Annotated in this window: 5 protein-coding genes; all 5 read right to left on the bottom strand. The window is 72.3% G+C overall.

From position 1 onward, the window contains the following. Window positions 1-209: 209 nt before the first annotated feature. The gene (locus ACZ4Z4_RS09090; protein WP_468324392.1) at window positions 210-1,937 is read right to left on the bottom strand and encodes an ABC transporter ATP-binding protein; all 1,728 of its coding nucleotides are present in this window, start codon (window positions 1,935-1,937) and stop codon (window positions 210-212) included. After that, window positions 1,927-12,894 carry an amino acid adenylation domain-containing protein gene (locus ACZ4Z4_RS09085; protein WP_468324389.1) on the bottom strand — a complete coding sequence of 3,656 codons (10,968 nt, stop codon included), beginning with the start codon at window positions 12,892-12,894 and terminating at the stop codon, window positions 1,927-1,929. Before ACZ4Z4_RS09085 ends, ACZ4Z4_RS09090 begins: the two co-directional genes overlap by 11 nt. Window positions 12,895-12,952: 58 nt before the next feature. Then, on the bottom strand, window positions 12,953-14,755 hold the full coding sequence (locus ACZ4Z4_RS09080) for an ABC transporter ATP-binding protein (RefSeq protein WP_468324386.1): 1,803 nt from the start codon (window positions 14,753-14,755) through the stop codon (window positions 12,953-12,955). Between the two features lie 46 nt (window positions 14,756-14,801). Continuing rightward, a complete protein-coding gene (locus ACZ4Z4_RS09075; RefSeq protein WP_468324383.1) occupies window positions 14,802-15,854 on the bottom strand; it encodes an iron-siderophore ABC transporter substrate-binding protein in 1,053 nt (350 codons plus the stop codon). A 147-nt stretch (window positions 15,855-16,001) separates the two neighbouring features. Beyond that, window positions 16,002-16,826, bottom strand: coding sequence for an ABC transporter ATP-binding protein (locus tag ACZ4Z4_RS09070; RefSeq protein WP_468325731.1), 825 nt, complete (start codon window positions 16,824-16,826; stop codon window positions 16,002-16,004). Window positions 16,827-16,924 lie beyond the last annotated feature (98 nt).

Genomic DNA, 16,924 nt, shown 5'->3' with positions numbered 1-16,924 from the left:
CCCGCGCCCCTGAAAGCGCGCCCCACCGCCGTTGCCCGCCTGCGGGCCCGTGGGGGTTGTTCGCGCAGTTCCCCGCGCCCCTGAAAGCGCGCCCCACCGCCGTTGCCCGCCTGCGGGCCGGTGGGGGTTGTTCGCGCAGTTCCCCGCGCCCCTAAAAGCACACCCCCCCTGCCGTCACCCCCCCCCGCAGGGCCAGAAGACGGCCCCCCCTAGCGCGCCACCGCCGCGCAATACGACTCGTTCGTCGCGAGTAGGTTTCTGTGGGTGTCTTCGGCTGTGATCGTGCCGTCCGTCAGGATCAGGACTCGGTCGGCGGCGTCCAGGAGGGCCGGGCTGCTGGTGATGACCAGGGTGGTGCGGCCCTTGCGGAGCTTTGCGATGTTGCGGGCGATGAGTTGTTCCGTGACCGCGTCGACGGCCGTCGTCGGGTTGTGCAGGACGAGGATGTCCGTGTCCGCGGCCAGGGCGCGGGCCAACGAGAGGCGTTGGCGCTGGCCGCCGGAGAGGTTCGCGCCGCGGTCGCGGACCGCGTAGTCGAGGCCCTCGCGGTGCAGGGCGACGACATCCGTGAGCATGGACGCCTCGACCGCCTCGGGCACCGAGACACTCGTGCCCGACGGGTCGATGTTCGTGCGCAGGGTGCCGGCGAAGATCTCCGCGTCGTACGGGTTGACCAGCATGTGCTCGCGGACCGCCTCGACGGAGAGCGCGGCGAGCTCCTGGCCGCTGACCCGCACCACTCCCTCGTACGCGTCCGGCGGCACGTTCACCGCGAGGATCGACGCCAGGTCGGCCACCGCGCGCGGCTGGTAGCCGGCGATCGCCACGAACTCGCCGGCCGCCACCGTGAACTTCAGGTCGCGCAGGGAGCCGTAGCGGACGTGGTCGATCTCAAGGTCGCCGCCTGCCGACGGGCGTTCGGGGCCGGGGGCGGTGACCGGGGGCGCCGAGAGGACGAGTGCCATGCGCTCCGCCGACGCCCGCGCGATCATCACGTACTTGGGCATCTCCGAGAACATCTTGAGGGGTTCCATGATGAACTGCGCCAGGCCGACGGCCATGACCAGTTCGCCGATGGTGATCCGGCCCTCGAAGGCCAGCCAGCCCGCCGTCAGGGTCACCGCGGCCGCGAGGACCGCGTTGAGGGCCTGCGCGGTGCCCGCGTACACGCCGTTCACCTTGGCGACGGTGATCGCCTGGTGCTTCGCCTCCGTGCTGACCGTCCGGTAGGAGCGGAACGCCGCGTGGTTGCCGCCGAAGCCGTGCAGCGGGCGCAGGCCGCTGATCAGGTCGGCGACCTTCGCCCCGGCCCGCGCCACCCGGGCCTGCTGTTCGCGCGTGCTGGAACCGATCCGCTTGGACAGCACGCTGAGGACGGAGAGGATCGCGACGGTTCCGACGATCACGAGCAGGCCGAGCCGGTAGTCGGCCATGCCCAGCGCGACCGCCGCGACGAGCACCGCGACCATCGAGCTGATGAGCAGCGGCACCACCTCGATGATGTCGGCGGTCTGGTCGGCGTCCTCGGTGGCGATGGTGAGGACTTCACCGGACTTGAGGTCGACGTCCCTGGCCACCGGCTGGAGGCCGCAGCCCGCGACCTTCACCCGCCAGCGGTGCGCCTCCGTCGTGTTGGCCTTCTGGAGGATGCGCATGCCGAACCGCCACGACAGCGAGACCGTCGTGATGATCACGGCCAGCGCGCCGATGGAGAGGGCGAGCGCGCCGAGCGTGCGGTCGTCCCGCATCGTGTGCTCGACGATCATGCCGAGCGCGATGGGGAAGGCCGTCTCACCCGCTTGGTAGAGGCCCATGAGGACGGTGCCCCAGACCATGGCGCCGATGTTGCGGCGCAGGGCGGTCCGGAGGATCTCGGATCCCGGGTGCGGCCGCTTCGCGGCGGGGCTGTTCGTGGGTGTCGGGGTTTCAGTCTTCATCGAGGTGGCGGGCAATCGCTTCCGGGGTTCGCAGGGTGAACAGGTCTCGGATCGTGATCACGGGACCGTACTCGCGGCGGAGCAGGCCGATGAGCCGTACCGCCAGCATGGAGTGTCCGCCGAGGGACACGAAATCGCTCACCGCGCTCACCTCGTCGTCGTCGAGGTCCAGGGCTTCGGCGAAGAACTCGCAGACCACCGTCTCCGTCTCGGTCTCGGGGCCGCGCTCCCCCGCCGTGGTCAGCGCGCCGAGGGGCTTGGCCTCCGGCAGCGCCTTGGTGTCGGCCTTCCCGTTCACGGTGAGCGGGATGCCGTCCACCTGGGCGTAGTGCGTGGGGCGCAGGAAGTCGGGCAGTCCGGTGCCGACCTCGGCGGCGACGGCGGCCAGGTCGGCGCCGTCGAGGACGAGGTAGGCGGCGAGGCGGTACGCCCCGTCGACCTGCGGGTCGGGCTGGGCGACCGCGGCGGCGAACCGCACCGCCGGGTGGGCGGCGAACGCGGCCTCGACCTCGCCCAGTTCGACCCGGTGGCCGCGGATCTTGACCTGCTGGTCGGTGCGGCCCAGGTAGGTGAGGTTCCCGTCGGGGCGGCGGGTCACCAGGTCCCCGGTGCGGTACATGCGCTCGCCCGGCGCGCCGAACGGGCAGGCGACGAAGCGGTGCGCGGTCTGCGCGGCCTGGCCGAGGTAGCCGCGGGCGATGCCGATGCCCGACACGTACAGCTCGCCGGGGACGCCGTCCGGCAGCGGCCGCAGCCAGGGGTCGAGGACGTACACGTCGGTGTTGTCGATGGCGACGCCCACCACCGGGTCCTGGCACTCGAAGGTGCCGACGCCGAGGGTGTTGATCGTGTACTCGGTGGGGCCGTAGAGGTTGTAGCCGACGGTCCCCTCGGTCTCGGCGAGCCGCTGCCACAGCGTCGGGGTGACGGCCTCGCCGCCGAGGAGGACCAGCGCCGGGCGCCGCTCCGGGTCGGCGAGCAGGCCTTCGGACACCAGCTGCTGGGCGTAGGTCGGCGTCACGTTGATGACGTCGATCGCGTGCTCCAGGCAGTACTCGACGAGGCCGGGCGCGTCGCGGCGCAGTTCCTCGTCGCAGATGTGCACCTCATGGCCGTCGGCGAGCCACAGCAGCTCCTCCCACGACATGTCGAAGGCGAACGACACGGTGTGCGCGATCCGGAAGGTCCGGTGTCCGTGCTCGGCGAGGACCGGCTCGAAGATCCGGCGCTGGTGGTTGATCAGCATGTTGGTGAGTCCGGCGTACTCGGTCACCACGCCCTTGGGCTTACCGGTCGAACCGGAGGTGTAGATCGTGTACGCCGGGTGGCGCAGCCGGTCCGGGTCGTCCGGCGCGAACGTCACGAACGGCGCGGCCTCGGGCAGCGGACGGTCCAGCTCGATCAGGTCGCCGGACCCGACGAGGCCGCCGGTCAGCCGGGGCGACACCGCGCTCACGGTGAGGATCACGTCCGGGCGGGCGTCCGCGACGATCGCCGCGATCCGCTCGTCGGGGTGGTCCAGTTCGAGGGGTACGTAGGCGGCGCCGACGCGCAGCACCGCGAACAGCGCCACGATCGAGTCGAGGGAGCGGGGGATCGCGAGGCCGACGGTCGTCTCGGGGCCGAGGCCCCGCCGGGCGAGCACCCCGGCCACCGCGCGGCTGCGGTCCCGGAGCTCGGCGAAGGTCATCGTCGCGCCGTGGGCGACCAGGGCGACCCGCTCGGGGTCACGGTCGGCCGCCCGGTCGAAGCGGTCGACGACGGTGTCCGTGCCGATGTCCGTGCGTTCGGCGGGCTCGGGGTGCCGGCCGAGGCCGGGCAGCGCGCCGACCGGGCCGGTGGCGCGGGCCAGGTCCTCCAGGACGCGGATGTAGTCGTCGAGGAGGCGGCGGGCGTCGTCGGTGCCGCCGTGGCGGTGCTCCAGCTTGACGGTGAGCCGGTCGCCGGGGGTGACGACCCAGGTGAAGGGGTAGTGGGTGGAGTCGTCGGCCTGCACGGACGTGATGCCGTGCCGGGCGTTCATCTCGGCGAACGCGTCCAAGTCCAGGAAGTTCTGGAGTACGAACAGGTTGTCGAAGAGCGTGTCGTGGCCGCTGGCGCGCTGGATCTCGCCCAACCCGAGGTGCTCGTGCTCCATCGCCTCGACGCGAGCCTCCTGGACGGCCGTCAGGTACTCGGCGACGGTCTGGTCCGGCCTGGCCTTCGTCCACTGCGGAACGGTGTTGAGCAGCACGCCGACGATGTCGGACAGGCCCTCGCCGTCGCGGCCGGAGACGGTCACGCCGAACACGGCGTCACCGCGGCCCGTGTGCGCGCCGAGCAGGAGGCCGAACGCGCCGGTCAGCACCGAGTTGAGCGTCACGCCGTGCGCCTTGGCCGCGTCCCGCAGCAGCTCCGACTGTTCGGCGGAGAGGGTGTGGACGAGCGCGGGCGGCAGGTCTTGCGAGAGGGTGGGGGCCGGTCCCGCGAGCAGGGTCGGGCCGGGGAGTCCGGCCAGGTGCTCCGCCCAGAAGCGTTCCGACACGCCCGCGTTCTCGGTGTTCCTGGCGTCGAGCGCCCTGGCGTACTCCTCGAAGCTCGGCGTGGCCGGGGCGTCGTCGAGCGGCTCGCCCGCGACGACGGCCTCGTAGGCGTCGAAGAGGTCCCGCAGCACGATCTCGCGGGACCAGCCGTCCCACAGCAGCAGGTGGTAGCTGAGCAGCAGGCCGTCGCGGCCGTCCGGCAGGCGGACCACCGTGAGGCGGATCAGCGGCGGCTCGGCCGGGTCGAAGCCGGTGTCGCGGTCGCGGGTGCGCAGGGCGTCGATGTCCGCCTCGTCGGTCACCTCGACCGTGCGGACGCCGACGCGGCGGCCCGCCTTGAGGACCTGGACGGGGTTGCCGTCGTCGTCGGTGGTGAAGCCGGCGCCGACGACCGGGTGCCGTGCAATGACGTGCGCCATCGCCTCGGCCAGCGCGTCCGTTTCCAGACGCCGGTCGAAGGTGAACCAGCTCTGCGCGACGTAGTGCCCGGCCTCGCCCGCCAGCTGCGCCTGGAAGAACAGGCCCCGCTGGAGGGGGGTGACCGGCGCGGTGCGCTCGGCGGTCGCGGAGGCGTCCGCGATCTGCTCCAGGGCGCGTCGCCAGTGCTCGGTGATCGCGTCGGGGACGCCGTCGGCGAGGGTGAAGGCCGCGTGCAGGCTGCCGGTGGCGTCGTCGACCCAGGCGTTGACCTCGACGGCGTACGGGCTGCCCTGGTCGCCGCCGGTGATGTGCACCGCCTGGGACTCGCTGCCCCGGCCGAGGTAGTTGAACAGGACCTGCGGGCGGCCGGTCAGCAGCGGCGCGGTCTGCGGGTTGAGATACCTCAGCCGGCCGTACGCGACGTGCCCGCGCTCGTCGGGCTGGCGCTCGGCGACCTCGCGCGCGGCGGCGACGGGGTCGGTGTGCGCGGTGAGGCGTACGGGCGCGATGGAGGTGAACCAGCCGACGGTACGGCTGTAGTCGTGCTGTTCGAGGACCGGGACGCGGCCGTGCCGCTCCAGCTCGACCGCGAGGTCGGTGGGTGTCTCCTGCACCTGGGTCAGCGCGGTGCGCAGCGCGCCGCACAGCAGCTCGGTGAGGCCGACGCCGAGCGCGGCGGGCGCGGTGCGGGTCACGCGGTCGCTGGTCCCTGGCGTGAGGACGACGGTGGTCTCGCGCAGGCCCGCGGCCGTGGGCGTCTCCGCCGACGGCAGCAGGCCGGGCGCCTGGAGCGTGGTGATCCAGTGCCCGAGGTCGTCGACCGCCTCGTCGGACCCGAGCGTGAGCGCCTCGGCGTACTCGGCGTAGGACGTGGTCGGCGGCGCGAGCTCCGCGCCGCGCAGGGCGGTGGCGAGGTCGTCGAGGAGGATCAGCCAGGACACCGCGTCGACGGCGAGGTGGTGCACGACGACGACCAGGGTGCGGCTCGCCGCCAGCCAGGAGAACGCGACGACGTCCCCGGACTCGGGGTCGAGCCGTCCGGCGGCCTCGTTCGCGGCGGCGGTCGCGTCGGTCGCGTCGCTGTGTACGACGGTGATCTCGCGCGCGGGTTCGGTGCGCAGCGTCCACACGCCGTGCGTCACGCGCAGCCGCAGCCGGAGCGCCGGGTGGGCGGCCACGACGGCGTTCGCGGCGCGCTCCGCGTCGGCGAACCCGGTGCCCTCGGGCGCCACCAGCGTCCGGGCCTGGGCGAACCGGTCGAGCGAGCCGCCCAGTTCGCGCTGGCGCAGGACGATCGGCGTCGGTGCGAGGGGGCCGTCCTCGCGGCGGGCGGGGGCGGCGGGCGCCGCGGCCTGCGGTGCGCTCGCTTCCAGGTGTTCGGCGAGCGCGCGGGGCGTCCTGAACAGGAACACGTCGCGCGGCGCGATGCGGAGGCCGAGCGCCCTGGCCCGGTTGATCACGGTGATGGCGACGATGCTGTCGCCGCCGGCGGCGAAGAAGTCGGTGTCGGCGTCCGCGGTGGTGCCACCGGGCAGCGTCTCCGAGAAGATGTCCACCAACTGGCCGAGTACCGAGGCGTCTTCGCCCGTGGTCGCGCCGTGTCCGGTGGCGGCGGTCTCCGGGGCGGCGGCCGCACGCGCGGCCAGCGCCTTGCGGTCCAGCTTGCCGTTGACCGTCAGCGGCAGGGCGTCGACCGGCAGGACCCGGCCCGGCACCATGTGCACGGGCAGCTTGGCGCCGAGCAGTTCCGTGAGGTCCTCGGGCGCGCTGCCCACGACGTGCGCGATCAGGTGGTCGCCGCTGTCCGCGACGGTGACGGCCACGTCGACGACGCCATCGAGCTCGCGGACCGCGGCCTCGACCTCGCCGAGCTCGATGCGGAACCCCTTGAGCTGCACCTGGTCGTCGGCGCGTCCGGCGAACTCCAGCTCGCCGTCGAGCGTCCGGCGGGCGAGGTCGCCCGTGTGGTACATGCGGGAGCCGTCGTCCGCGAACGGGTTGGCCACGAACCGGCCCGCGGTCAGGCCCGGCCTGCCCAGGTAGCCGAGCGACACCTGGTCACCGGCGACGTAGATGGCGCCGGTCCGGCCCGGCGGCACCGGCCGCAGCCGGTCGTCGAGGAGGTAGGTGACCAGGCCCGGGATCGGCCCGCCGATGGGGCTGACGTCCTCGCCGCGGGCGAAGTCGGCGTCGGTCAGGACGCGGTGGGTGACGTGGACGGTGGTCTCGGTGATGCCGTACATGTTGACCAGCTCGGGCGCCGCGGTGCCGTGCCGCTCGACCCAGCCGCGCAGTCGCCCGAGGTCGAGCGCCTCGCCGCCGAAGATGATCCGGCGCAGCGCGGGCAGCGGCTCGCCGGCGTGCCGGTCGGCCTCGATGAACTGGTAGAACGCCGACGGCGTCTGGTTGAGCACGGTGACGCCGCGCTCGCGGACAAGGCGAAGGAAGTCGACCGGGGAGCGGGTCAGGCCGTACTCGGGCACCAGCAGCTCACCGCCGTGCGCCAGCGCGCCCCACAGCTCCCAGACCGCGAAGTCGAAGGAGAAGGAGTGGAACTGGACCCACACGTCGTGCGGTCCGAAGTCCATGTCGGGCCGGGTGTTGGCGAGCAGCGTCACCACGCTGGAGTGCGGGACGACGACGCCCTTGGGGCGGCCGGTCGAGCCCGAGGTGTAGATGACGTACGCGGGATCGTGCCAGCCCGCGCCGGGCGCGGGCGCGGTGGTCTCCGCCTGCGGCTCTTCTCCTTGGACGAGGACGCGGGCCGGTATGCCCGTGCGGTCGAGGAGCGCGGTGAAGCGGTCCCGCTGCTCGCGGTCGACGAGCACGACCTGCGGGGCGGCGTCGGCGAGGATGTACTCCAGGCGCTCGTCCGGGTACGCGAGGTCCAGCGGTACGTAGGCGCCGCCCGCGGCGACGATCGCGACCAGGGCGACGACCTGCTCCACGGAGCGCGGCACGGCGACGGCGACGCGCTTGCCGGGGCCGACGCCTGCCGCGCGCAGCGCCGAGGCCAACTCTTCCTTGGCGGCGGCGAGTTCGCCGTACGTCAGGGACCGGGTGGTGCCGTCGAGTGCGCACTGGGTGACGGCGGTGGCCGCCGGATCGCGCCGGGCGGCGGCGTCGAACAGGCCGCCCAGGGTGGTGCGTTCGACGGCTGCGGGGCGGCGGGCGGCCGCGGGTGCCAGGTCGGCGACCGGGGCGTCGGGCCGGGTGAGCAGGCCGGTGAGGGCCGTGGTGAACGTGCGCAGGATCTCGCGGGCGGTGGTCTCGCCGAGGAGTTCGCCGTCGTAGATCAGGTTGAAGCGCGGGCGGCCGTCGGGCGTGCGCTCGACGACGAGCGTCAACGGGTAGTGCGGGGCACCTTCGTTGACGACGTCGGCGATGACGAGTTCGGCGTCGGCGCTGCGCAGGTCGGCCAGGTCGGTGGCGACGTCGAAGACGACGAGGGTGTCGAAGAGCGAGCCGACGCCCGCCTGGCGGCCGATGCGCGCGAGCGACACGTGCTGGTGGGGCAGGACGGCGCTCTGGTGCTCCCGCACCGACGCGAGGAGTTCGCGGGCCGTGGTCGTACCGCTCCAACGGGCGCGCACGGGAACGGTGTTGATGAACAAGCCCACCATGTCGCCGATGCCGGGCACGTCGGCGTCCCGGCCGGACACGGTGGAGCCGAAGACGACGTCGTCGCCGTGCAGGATGCCGCCGAGCGTCACCGCCCAGGCGCTGTGCACGGCCACGCTCAGGGGCACCCCGGCCGTCCGCACGGCCGCGTCGATGTCGTCCTCCGCCTCGACGGCGGTGTCGGCGAACCGGTCGGAGGGGGTGTGGCCCTCGGCGACCAGCGAGGGCCCGGGCAGCCCGGCGAGCTCCTCGCGCCACACCCGGTCGCTCTCGTCGTCGTCGCGCCCGGCGAGCCAGTGCACGTAGTCGGAGAAGCCGCCGATCGGGTACACGGTGCCCGGCGCGTGGTACTCGGCGAGGAGCGCGCGGAGCATCGGCGGGACCGACCAGCCGTCGGCGATGATGTGGTGCACGGTCTGCACCAGGACATTGCGGCCGTCGCCGGCGCGGACGAGCGTGTACCGCATCAGCGGCCCGGTGGCCAGGTCGAACCCGGCGCGGCGGTCCCGCTCGGCGAGGTCGCGTATCTCCTCGTCGGTGATGCCGGGGCGGTCCACGGTGGTGAAGGGCGCCTGGACGCCGTTCTCCAGGACGGAGACGACGCGGCCGTCGGCGAGGGCGGTGAACCGCGCGGCCAGGTTCGGGTACAGCGCGAGCAGCCGGGTCGCCGCGGCCGCGAGCCGGTCGGCGTCGACCTCGCCGTCCGGCGCGTCCAGCGTGAGGAGCTGCTGCTCGACGTACGCGCCCGCCGAGTCGTCGTCGAAGACCGAGTGGAAGTAGAGGCCTTCCTGCAACGGCGTCAGCGGCAGTACGTCCCGCAGCGCGGGGCCGTCCAGGGCGTCGACGTCGGCCTGGGTGAGCGGGACCAGCGGGAAGTCGCTGGGCGTGTGGCCGCCCTCGTCGAGTGCGGCGAGCCCGGCGAGGGCCACGCGGAAGTAGCCGCCGAGCGTCGCGATGTCCTCGTCGGTGAACATGCCGTCGGGCCAGGAGACGGTGGTGACCAGCTCGTACTCGCCGCCGGTGGCCGCCGGTTCGGCGATCGCGTTGAACTCCAGGGCGCGCGGCAGACACATGTCCGGGTCGCGCTTCTCGCCCAACTGGCCCGTGGTGCCCGCCAGTTGCCAGTCCCCGGCGGCGCCCGCGTCGAAGCGGCCCAGGTAGTTGAAGAGCACCTGCGGCGCGGGGATGTCGAATTCGGTGCCGGTGAGGTAGCGCAGGGCTCCGTACGAGATGCCGTTGCCCGGCACCCGCGCAAGGTCCTCCTTGACCGCCTTGAGGGCGGCGGCGAGGTACGCGGGGGCGGTGAGGTCGGGGGCGGTGCCGGGGTCCACGGTCACCGGGAACAGGGTGGTGAACCAGCCGACGGTGCGGGACAGGTCCGGCTCGAAGCCGGCGGAGTCCGCCACGAAGCCGGCCTCGCGGCCGTGGCCCTCCAGCTCGATGTGCGCGAACGTCTGGTCCTGTCCGAGGTCGCGGCGGAACCGGGCGAGGGCGACGGCGAGCGCGGTGAGGAGGACGTCGTTGACGCCCGCGTGGAACTTCGCGGGGAGCTCGCCGAGGAGCGCGGCGGTGATCTCGGGGCCGACCGTGAAGGTCTGGAGCCGCTCGCGGGCGACGGTGTCGGCGGCGGTCAGGGCGCGCCGGCCCACGGGCCGGTCCGGGCCGGGCAGGGGGCGCTGGAAGTACGCGAGGTCGGCGTCGAAGCCCGCGCGCTCCAGGAGCTGCGTCCAGCGGCGGAACGACGTGCCCACCGGGGGCAGTTCGACGCTCGCGCCCGAGGTGACCTGGCGCCACGCCGTGGCAAGGTCCTCCATCAGGACCCGCCAGGACACGCCGTCGACCACCACGTGGTGGGCGACCATGACCAGCTGGCGCGCCTCGCGGCGCCAGACGGCGCGCAGCATCACGCCGTTGTCGGGGTCGAGCCCGTCGGTGGCGAGCGCGACGCAGTCGTCGAGCGGCAGGTCGCTCTCCTGCCACGCCGGGGCGGCCGGGGCCGCGGCCGGTATGTCGAAGCTCCAGCGGTCGCCGCGGACCAGCTTGGCGCGCAGCATGTCGTGCCGTGCGAGGACGGCGCCGAGCATCCGGTCGAGCGCTTCGGCGGTCAGCTCCGCGGGGGTGTTCAGGACGACCGACTGCACGAAGCCGTCGATGGCGTCCGTGGTCTCGCCGAGCCACTGCACGATGGGCGATCCCACGACGGCGCCGGTGGCGACGTCGCCGTGGTCCACCGTGGACACGTCCTCGCGGCTCGCCACCGCGGCGAGCGCGCCCACGACGCTGTTGGTGAAGATCTGCCGCGCCGTGACGTAGAGACCGGCTTCGCGCAACGCGCTGAGCAGCGAGATCGTCAGGATGCTGTCGCCGCCGAGCTGGAAGAAGTCCTGGTCGACGCCGACCTCGTCGAGCTGAAGCACTGCCGCGACCGCCGCGCAGACCACGCGTTCGTTCTCGGTGGCGGGCGGGGTGACGGTGCCCTTCGGGGTGGTGGGTTCCGGCAGCGCGTTCCGGTCGAGCTTGCCGTTCGCCGTGAGCGGGAACGCGTCGAGGACGACGATGTGCGTGGGCACCATGTACTCGACCATGTGGTCGGTGGCCCACGCCTTGACCTCGTCGGCGCGCAGCCCCTCGTGGCCCGCGGCGGGGATGACGTAGCCCACGAGGTAGGTGCCGCCCGCCGTGTTCTTCTTGGCGACGACGCAGGTGTGGCGGACGCCGGGGTGTTCGGCGAGGCCGACCTCGACGTCCTCGATCTCCAGGCGCATGCCGCGGATCTTGATCTGGTTGTCGGCGCGGCCGAGGAAGTCGAGGGATCCGTCGGGCGCGAACCGCGCGAGGTCACCGGTCCGGTAGAGCCGGGACCCGTCCGAGGCGAAGGGGTTGGCGACGAACCGGGAGGCGGTCAGGCCGGGCGCGTTGACGTAGCCGCGTCCCAGGAGGAAGCCGCCGACGTACAGCTCGCCGCCGACGCCGACCGGGACGGGGCGCAGTTCGTCGTCGAGGACGTACAGCTGGGTGTTGGGGTTGGCCTTGCCGATCGACGTCGACAGGCGTTCGGCCTCGCCGCGGTAGATGACGTGCGAGACGCCGATCGTCGTCTCGGCCGGGCCGTAGCCGTGGTACATGGGGATGTCGAGCCGGTTGCGGAACCGCTCGTACAGCTCGGGGGTGAGCACCTCGCCGCCGCACCAGACGTGCCGCAGGCTGTCAAGCCTGCCGGAGTCGCCCGCCATCTCCAGGAGCACATCCAGCATGGACGAGACCAGGTACGTGAAGGTGACGCGCTGCTCGGCGATCACGCCGAGCAGGTGGTGCGGGTCGCGCTCGCCGCCGGTCCGCAGGACCACCACGCGGCCGCCGCAGACCAGCGGCAGGAAGATCTCGTTGATGGAGATGTCGAAGGAGAGCGGCGCCTTGAACAGCGACGCGTCGTCGGGGCCGAAGCCGAGGATCTCGTCGACCTGCCAGAGCAGGCGCTCACTGATCGCCTCATGGCGGATCATCGCGCCCTTGGGCCGCCCGGTCGAGCCGGAGGTGAAGATCACGTACGCGAGGGCGTTGCCCGGGACGGTGATCCCTGTCCCCTCGGTGGGGAGGGCGCCGAACCGCCAGTCGCCGAGGTCGACGGCGACGGCCTCCGGCTCCTGCGGGTCGTGCTCGCCCGAGGCGTTGAGCTGGAGGACGACGCGGGCGTCCTCGATGACGACGGACCGGCGTGCGGCGGGCCACTGCGGGTCGAGCGGCACGAACGCGCAGCCCGCCTGGAGCACGGCGAGCAGGCCGACGACCATGTCGGCGGAGCGGGCGAGTGAGATGCCGACGACCTGTTCGGCGGTGAGGCCGCGCGCGACGAGGTGGTGGGCCAGCTGGGCGGAGCGCTCGGCCGCCTCACGGTAGGTGAGGGAGCGGTGCTCGTCGACGATGGCGACGGCGTCCGGCCTGAGCCGCGCCTGCTCGCGGAACATCTCGACGATGGTCGGGCGGACCCGGTCGGCGTGGGTGTCGTTCCACTGGGCGAGGGCCTTGAGCCTGGCCGCCGGGGTGGACGGGCCGATGGTGCCGAGCGGCCGGTCGGGGAAGTCGGCGAGGTCGTCGAGCGCGAGCTGCGCGTCGGCCGGGTCGACGCCGTCGGGGACGGCGATGTACCGGCCGTCCGCGCCGGCGTCCGAACTGCCGGGCCCGCTGCCGCCGTTGTCGACCCAGCCGAGGACGTCGGCGAAGAGGGTGCCGGGGGTGAGCTCGATGCCTTCGGGGCTCCGGCCGGTGGCCCAGTACGCGAGGCCGATGGCACACGCCTCGGCGACGGTCCGGTCGGAGTAGTCGCCGGTGCGCCGACGTACGTCGGCCAGGCGGGCGGGGGAAAGCAGCACGAGGCCGGCGCTCGGTTCCATCATCGAAGACTCAGCGTCCCTTCCAGGTAATCGCAGTAAGGCTAACCTAAATTAGGCTTGCCTAACTACCCTCTCGCCAGGCCCGCCACAGGCGCGCGTACCGGCCGCCGAGCGCCACCAACTCGTCGTGCGTGCCCAGCTCCACCACACGCCCCGCGTCCAGCACGGCGATCCGGTCGGCCGCCATCGCCTGTGTCAGCCGGTGCGCCACGAACAGCGTGGTACGGCCCGCGCACGCGGCAAGCACGGCGCGCTCCAGCTCGGCGGCGCCCTCGCTGCCCGCCTCCGCGGTCGACTCGTCGAGCACCACCACCGGCGTGCGGCTCAACACGAGCCGGGCCAGGGCGATCTGGGCGATCTTGGTGACGTCCAACCGCTCGCCGCCCTCGCCGACCACGGTGTGCAGACCCTCGGGAAGGTGCTCCACCCACCCGTCGGCGCCCACCGTGCGCAGGGCGTCGAGCAGTTCGGCATCGGTCACCTCCGGCGCGGCGAGCCGCAGGTCGTCGGCGAGCGGACCGGAGAACACATGGGTCTCCTGCGTCAGGATGCTCACCAAGGCCCGCGCCCCCGCCTCGTCCAGGCCGCCGAGGTCGTGCTCCCCCACGCGCACCGAGCCGGCCTGCGGCGTCCCGATGCCCGCGATCAGCGCGGCAAGGGTCGACTTGCCCGCGCCCGTCGCGCCCACCAGGGCCAGCGAACCGCCCGCCGGAATCGTCAGGTCGACGTCCCGCAGCACCGGTTCGTCGGCGCCGGGATAGCTGAACGTCAGCCCCTCCACCGTCACCTGGTGCGGCACGGCGTCCGCCGCCTGCACCGCCGTGTCGCCCACCAGACGCTCGTCCCCGGACTCCCCGAGGACACCGACGAGACGGGTCAGGCTCGCGCCCGACTTCTGCGCCTCGTCGAAGGTGAACATGATGGCGCCGAGCGGCGTGAAGAGGCGGTGGAACATGAGCGGGGCCGCCGACACCTCGCCCAGGCTGGCGGCGTCGGCCTCCAACAGGGCGTATCCGACCACCAGGATGAGGACGAGCCCGATGAACTCGGCGCGGTTCTCCCGGCCCACGAACCGGCCGAAGAACCGGAACACGTCGATACCGAGATTGCGCACCCGCCACGACTCCTGCGTGACCTTCTCCCGGACCGAGTCCTCCAGGCGGTACGCCCGGACCGTGTCGATCCCGTTCAGGCCGCTGATCAGCGCCTGCGCGCGGTCCGCCTGCGCCACGCGCTGCTTGCGGTAGAGCGGGGCGGACCTGGGCAGGTACCAGCGCAGGGCCAGCGCGTACGCGGGCAGCGCGCCGGCGCCCGCGAGGCCGAGGCGCCAGTCGAGGCCGAACATGCCGACCGTGGCGATGAAGACCAGCACGCCCGCCGAGAACACCGTGGGGATGGCCGTCCGGATTCCCTTGGACAGCACGGCCACGTCGTCACCGACCCGGGAGAGCACGTCACCCCGGCCGACCTGCTCGATCCGCGCGCTCGGCATTCCGAGTACGGCGCGGACGGCGCCCTCGCGCAGCCGCGCGAGGAGGTCGGCACCGAGCCGGCCGATCAGATAGGTCGACGCCGCGGTGGCCGCCGCGCCGAGCAGCGCGGCGACCCCCATCAGGACCCCGACGGTGACCAGGACGGACCGCGGATCGCCCTCGACCACCCCGTCGACCACCCGGCCGAGCAGGAGTACCGGGAGGATCTGGAGCGCCGCCCCGGCCACCGTCGTGGCGACGGTGGCCGTGGTCAGCCAGGGCACTTCGCGGCAGTGCGCCGAGACCCACCTGGTGGCCTCACGTCCGGTCGCCGTGCGCAGTGTCGCCGGGGCGACGCCGTTGTCGGTGGTGGGTGTTTCGGTGGTGCTCACGCGGTGGCCAAGTCGGGACGGGGACGGGACGGGTTGAACGGCATCTCTATTCGACCGACTTGACGAGCTCGTCGATCGCGTACGGGAGGGAGAGCGCGGTGCCCTGCGACATCGCGGCGCCCACCGCCGGGCCCTCGCTGTCCAGCAGGTAGGACACGTTGCCCTTCTTCACGGCGTCCAGGTTGTTGAACAGCTTGAACTTCTTCAACGCCACCGTGTCCGCCTTGTCGTTGATGACGACGATGCGGTCCACGTCGATGAGGTCCGTGCGCTCGGGGGAGAGCTCGGTGGAGAACTTGCCGCCCGCGATCTTGTCGATCTTGGTCTGGTACTTGAAGCCCATGCCCGTCAGGAGCCGGCCGCGCACGTCGGTGGAGGTGAACGGGTTGATGGCGTCCTTGTACCAGGACAGCGCGACGGAAGTCTGCTTCGCGAACTTCGGGTGAGCCTTCTTGGCCTCGGTCAGCTTGTCCTCGACGCCCTGGACGATCTTCTTGCCCTCGTCCTCCTTGCCCAGCGCCTTGGAGATGTGCACCACGTTGTCCTGCCACGGGGCGCTGAAGAGCTCCTTCTCACCCTTGGTGCGGCCCACGGTCGGGGCGAGCTTGGAGAGCTTGTCGTAGGCGGCCTTGTCGATCTCGGAGTAGACCGCGATGATCAGGTCCGGCCGCAGCGAGGCGATCTTCTCGTAGTTCGGGCCGCTGTCGCCGTTCTTCATGACGACCTCGGGCTTGGTGTCGCCCCACTTGTCCTTCACCCAGGGCCACTGGGTGTTGATGTCGGGGGACTTGCCCTCCGGGTTCGGGTACTGGTCGACCATGCCGACCGGCTTGGTGCCGAGCGCCAGGACGGTCTGGTCGTCGGTGTAGCCGACGGTCACGACGCGCTTGGGAGCCTTGGTGATCTTCGTCGACCCGAACGCGTGGTCCACGGTGACCGGGAACGTGCCGCCGCCGGCGGCCGCCGGGGTCTCCTCGCCCGCCTTGTCTTCCGAGTCGGAACCGCATCCCGAGAGGAGGCCGACGCCGAGGGTCGCGGCGGTCAGTACGGCCGCCAGCCGCCGCCGTGGCGTCGTGAGCTTCGTTCGGTTGAGGAGCATCCGGATTCCCTTGCTTTCGCGCTGACCGCTGCGCCCCATGTCTAAGGGCAGCCAAACCTTAACCTGCGGAGATGAGGTTAGCCTAGCCTTACCCATGTATTGGACGGCGGGTACGCCGAGTTGCGCCCCGCACACCTCGAACTGACGTCAGTCGAGCTGTACGTGCGTACGACCGATCGGCACGATGAGCGGCCGGTCCCCCACCGGATCGTCGACGACCCTGGCACGCAGCCCGAACGCCTCGTGCAGCAGTTCCGCGGTGATCACGTCACGCGGGTGCCCCTGCGCAAGGATCGAACCGTCCTTCATCACCACGAGGTTGTCGCTGTACCGCGTGGCGAGGTTCAGGTCGTGCAGGACCATGACCACGGTGCGCCCCGACTCGTGCAGGTCGTCCACCAGGTCCAGCACGTCGATGGCGTGCGCCAGGTCCAGATAGGTGGTCGGCTCGTCGAGGAGCAGCAGGTCGGTGCCCTGGGCCAGGGTCATCGAGATCCAGACGCGCTGCCGCTGTCCGCCGGAGAGCGAGTCGACCGGCCGGTCGGCGAGGTCGGAGACCCCGGTCATGGCCAGCGCGCGCTCCACGACGCCCGCGTCGTCCGACGACCACTGGCGCAGCCAGCTCTGGTGCGGGTGGCGCCCCCGCGCGACCAGGTCGGCCACGGTCAGGCCCTCCGGCGCGACGGGCGTCTGCGGCAGCAGGCCGAGCTTCTTCGCCACGTCCCGGGTCCTGAGCTTGTCGATGTCCTTGCCGTCGAGCACGACGGAGCCCTTGACCGGCTTGAGCAGCCGCGTCAGGGTGCGCAACAGGGTCGATTTGCCGCAGCCGTTGGGGCCGATGATCGTGGTGATCACCCCGGGCGGGATGGTCACGTCGAGGCCGTCGATGACGGACCGGCCGCCGTAGCCGACCGAGACGCCCTTGGCGGCCAGCCGTGCGGTGCTGTCGGTGTCCGCGGCCTGCGACTCGATGTCCCCGACCTTCGGCTCGATCTCGGTGATGTACTGAGCGACCACAAGCCCCCCTAATATTAGGTTTGCCTCACCTTTGTACCAGCTCTTCGATCCGT

It is taken from the genome of Streptomyces sp. NPDC030245 (assembly GCF_055572995.1).
This window is presented reverse-complemented; position numbering and strand designations above follow the sequence as displayed.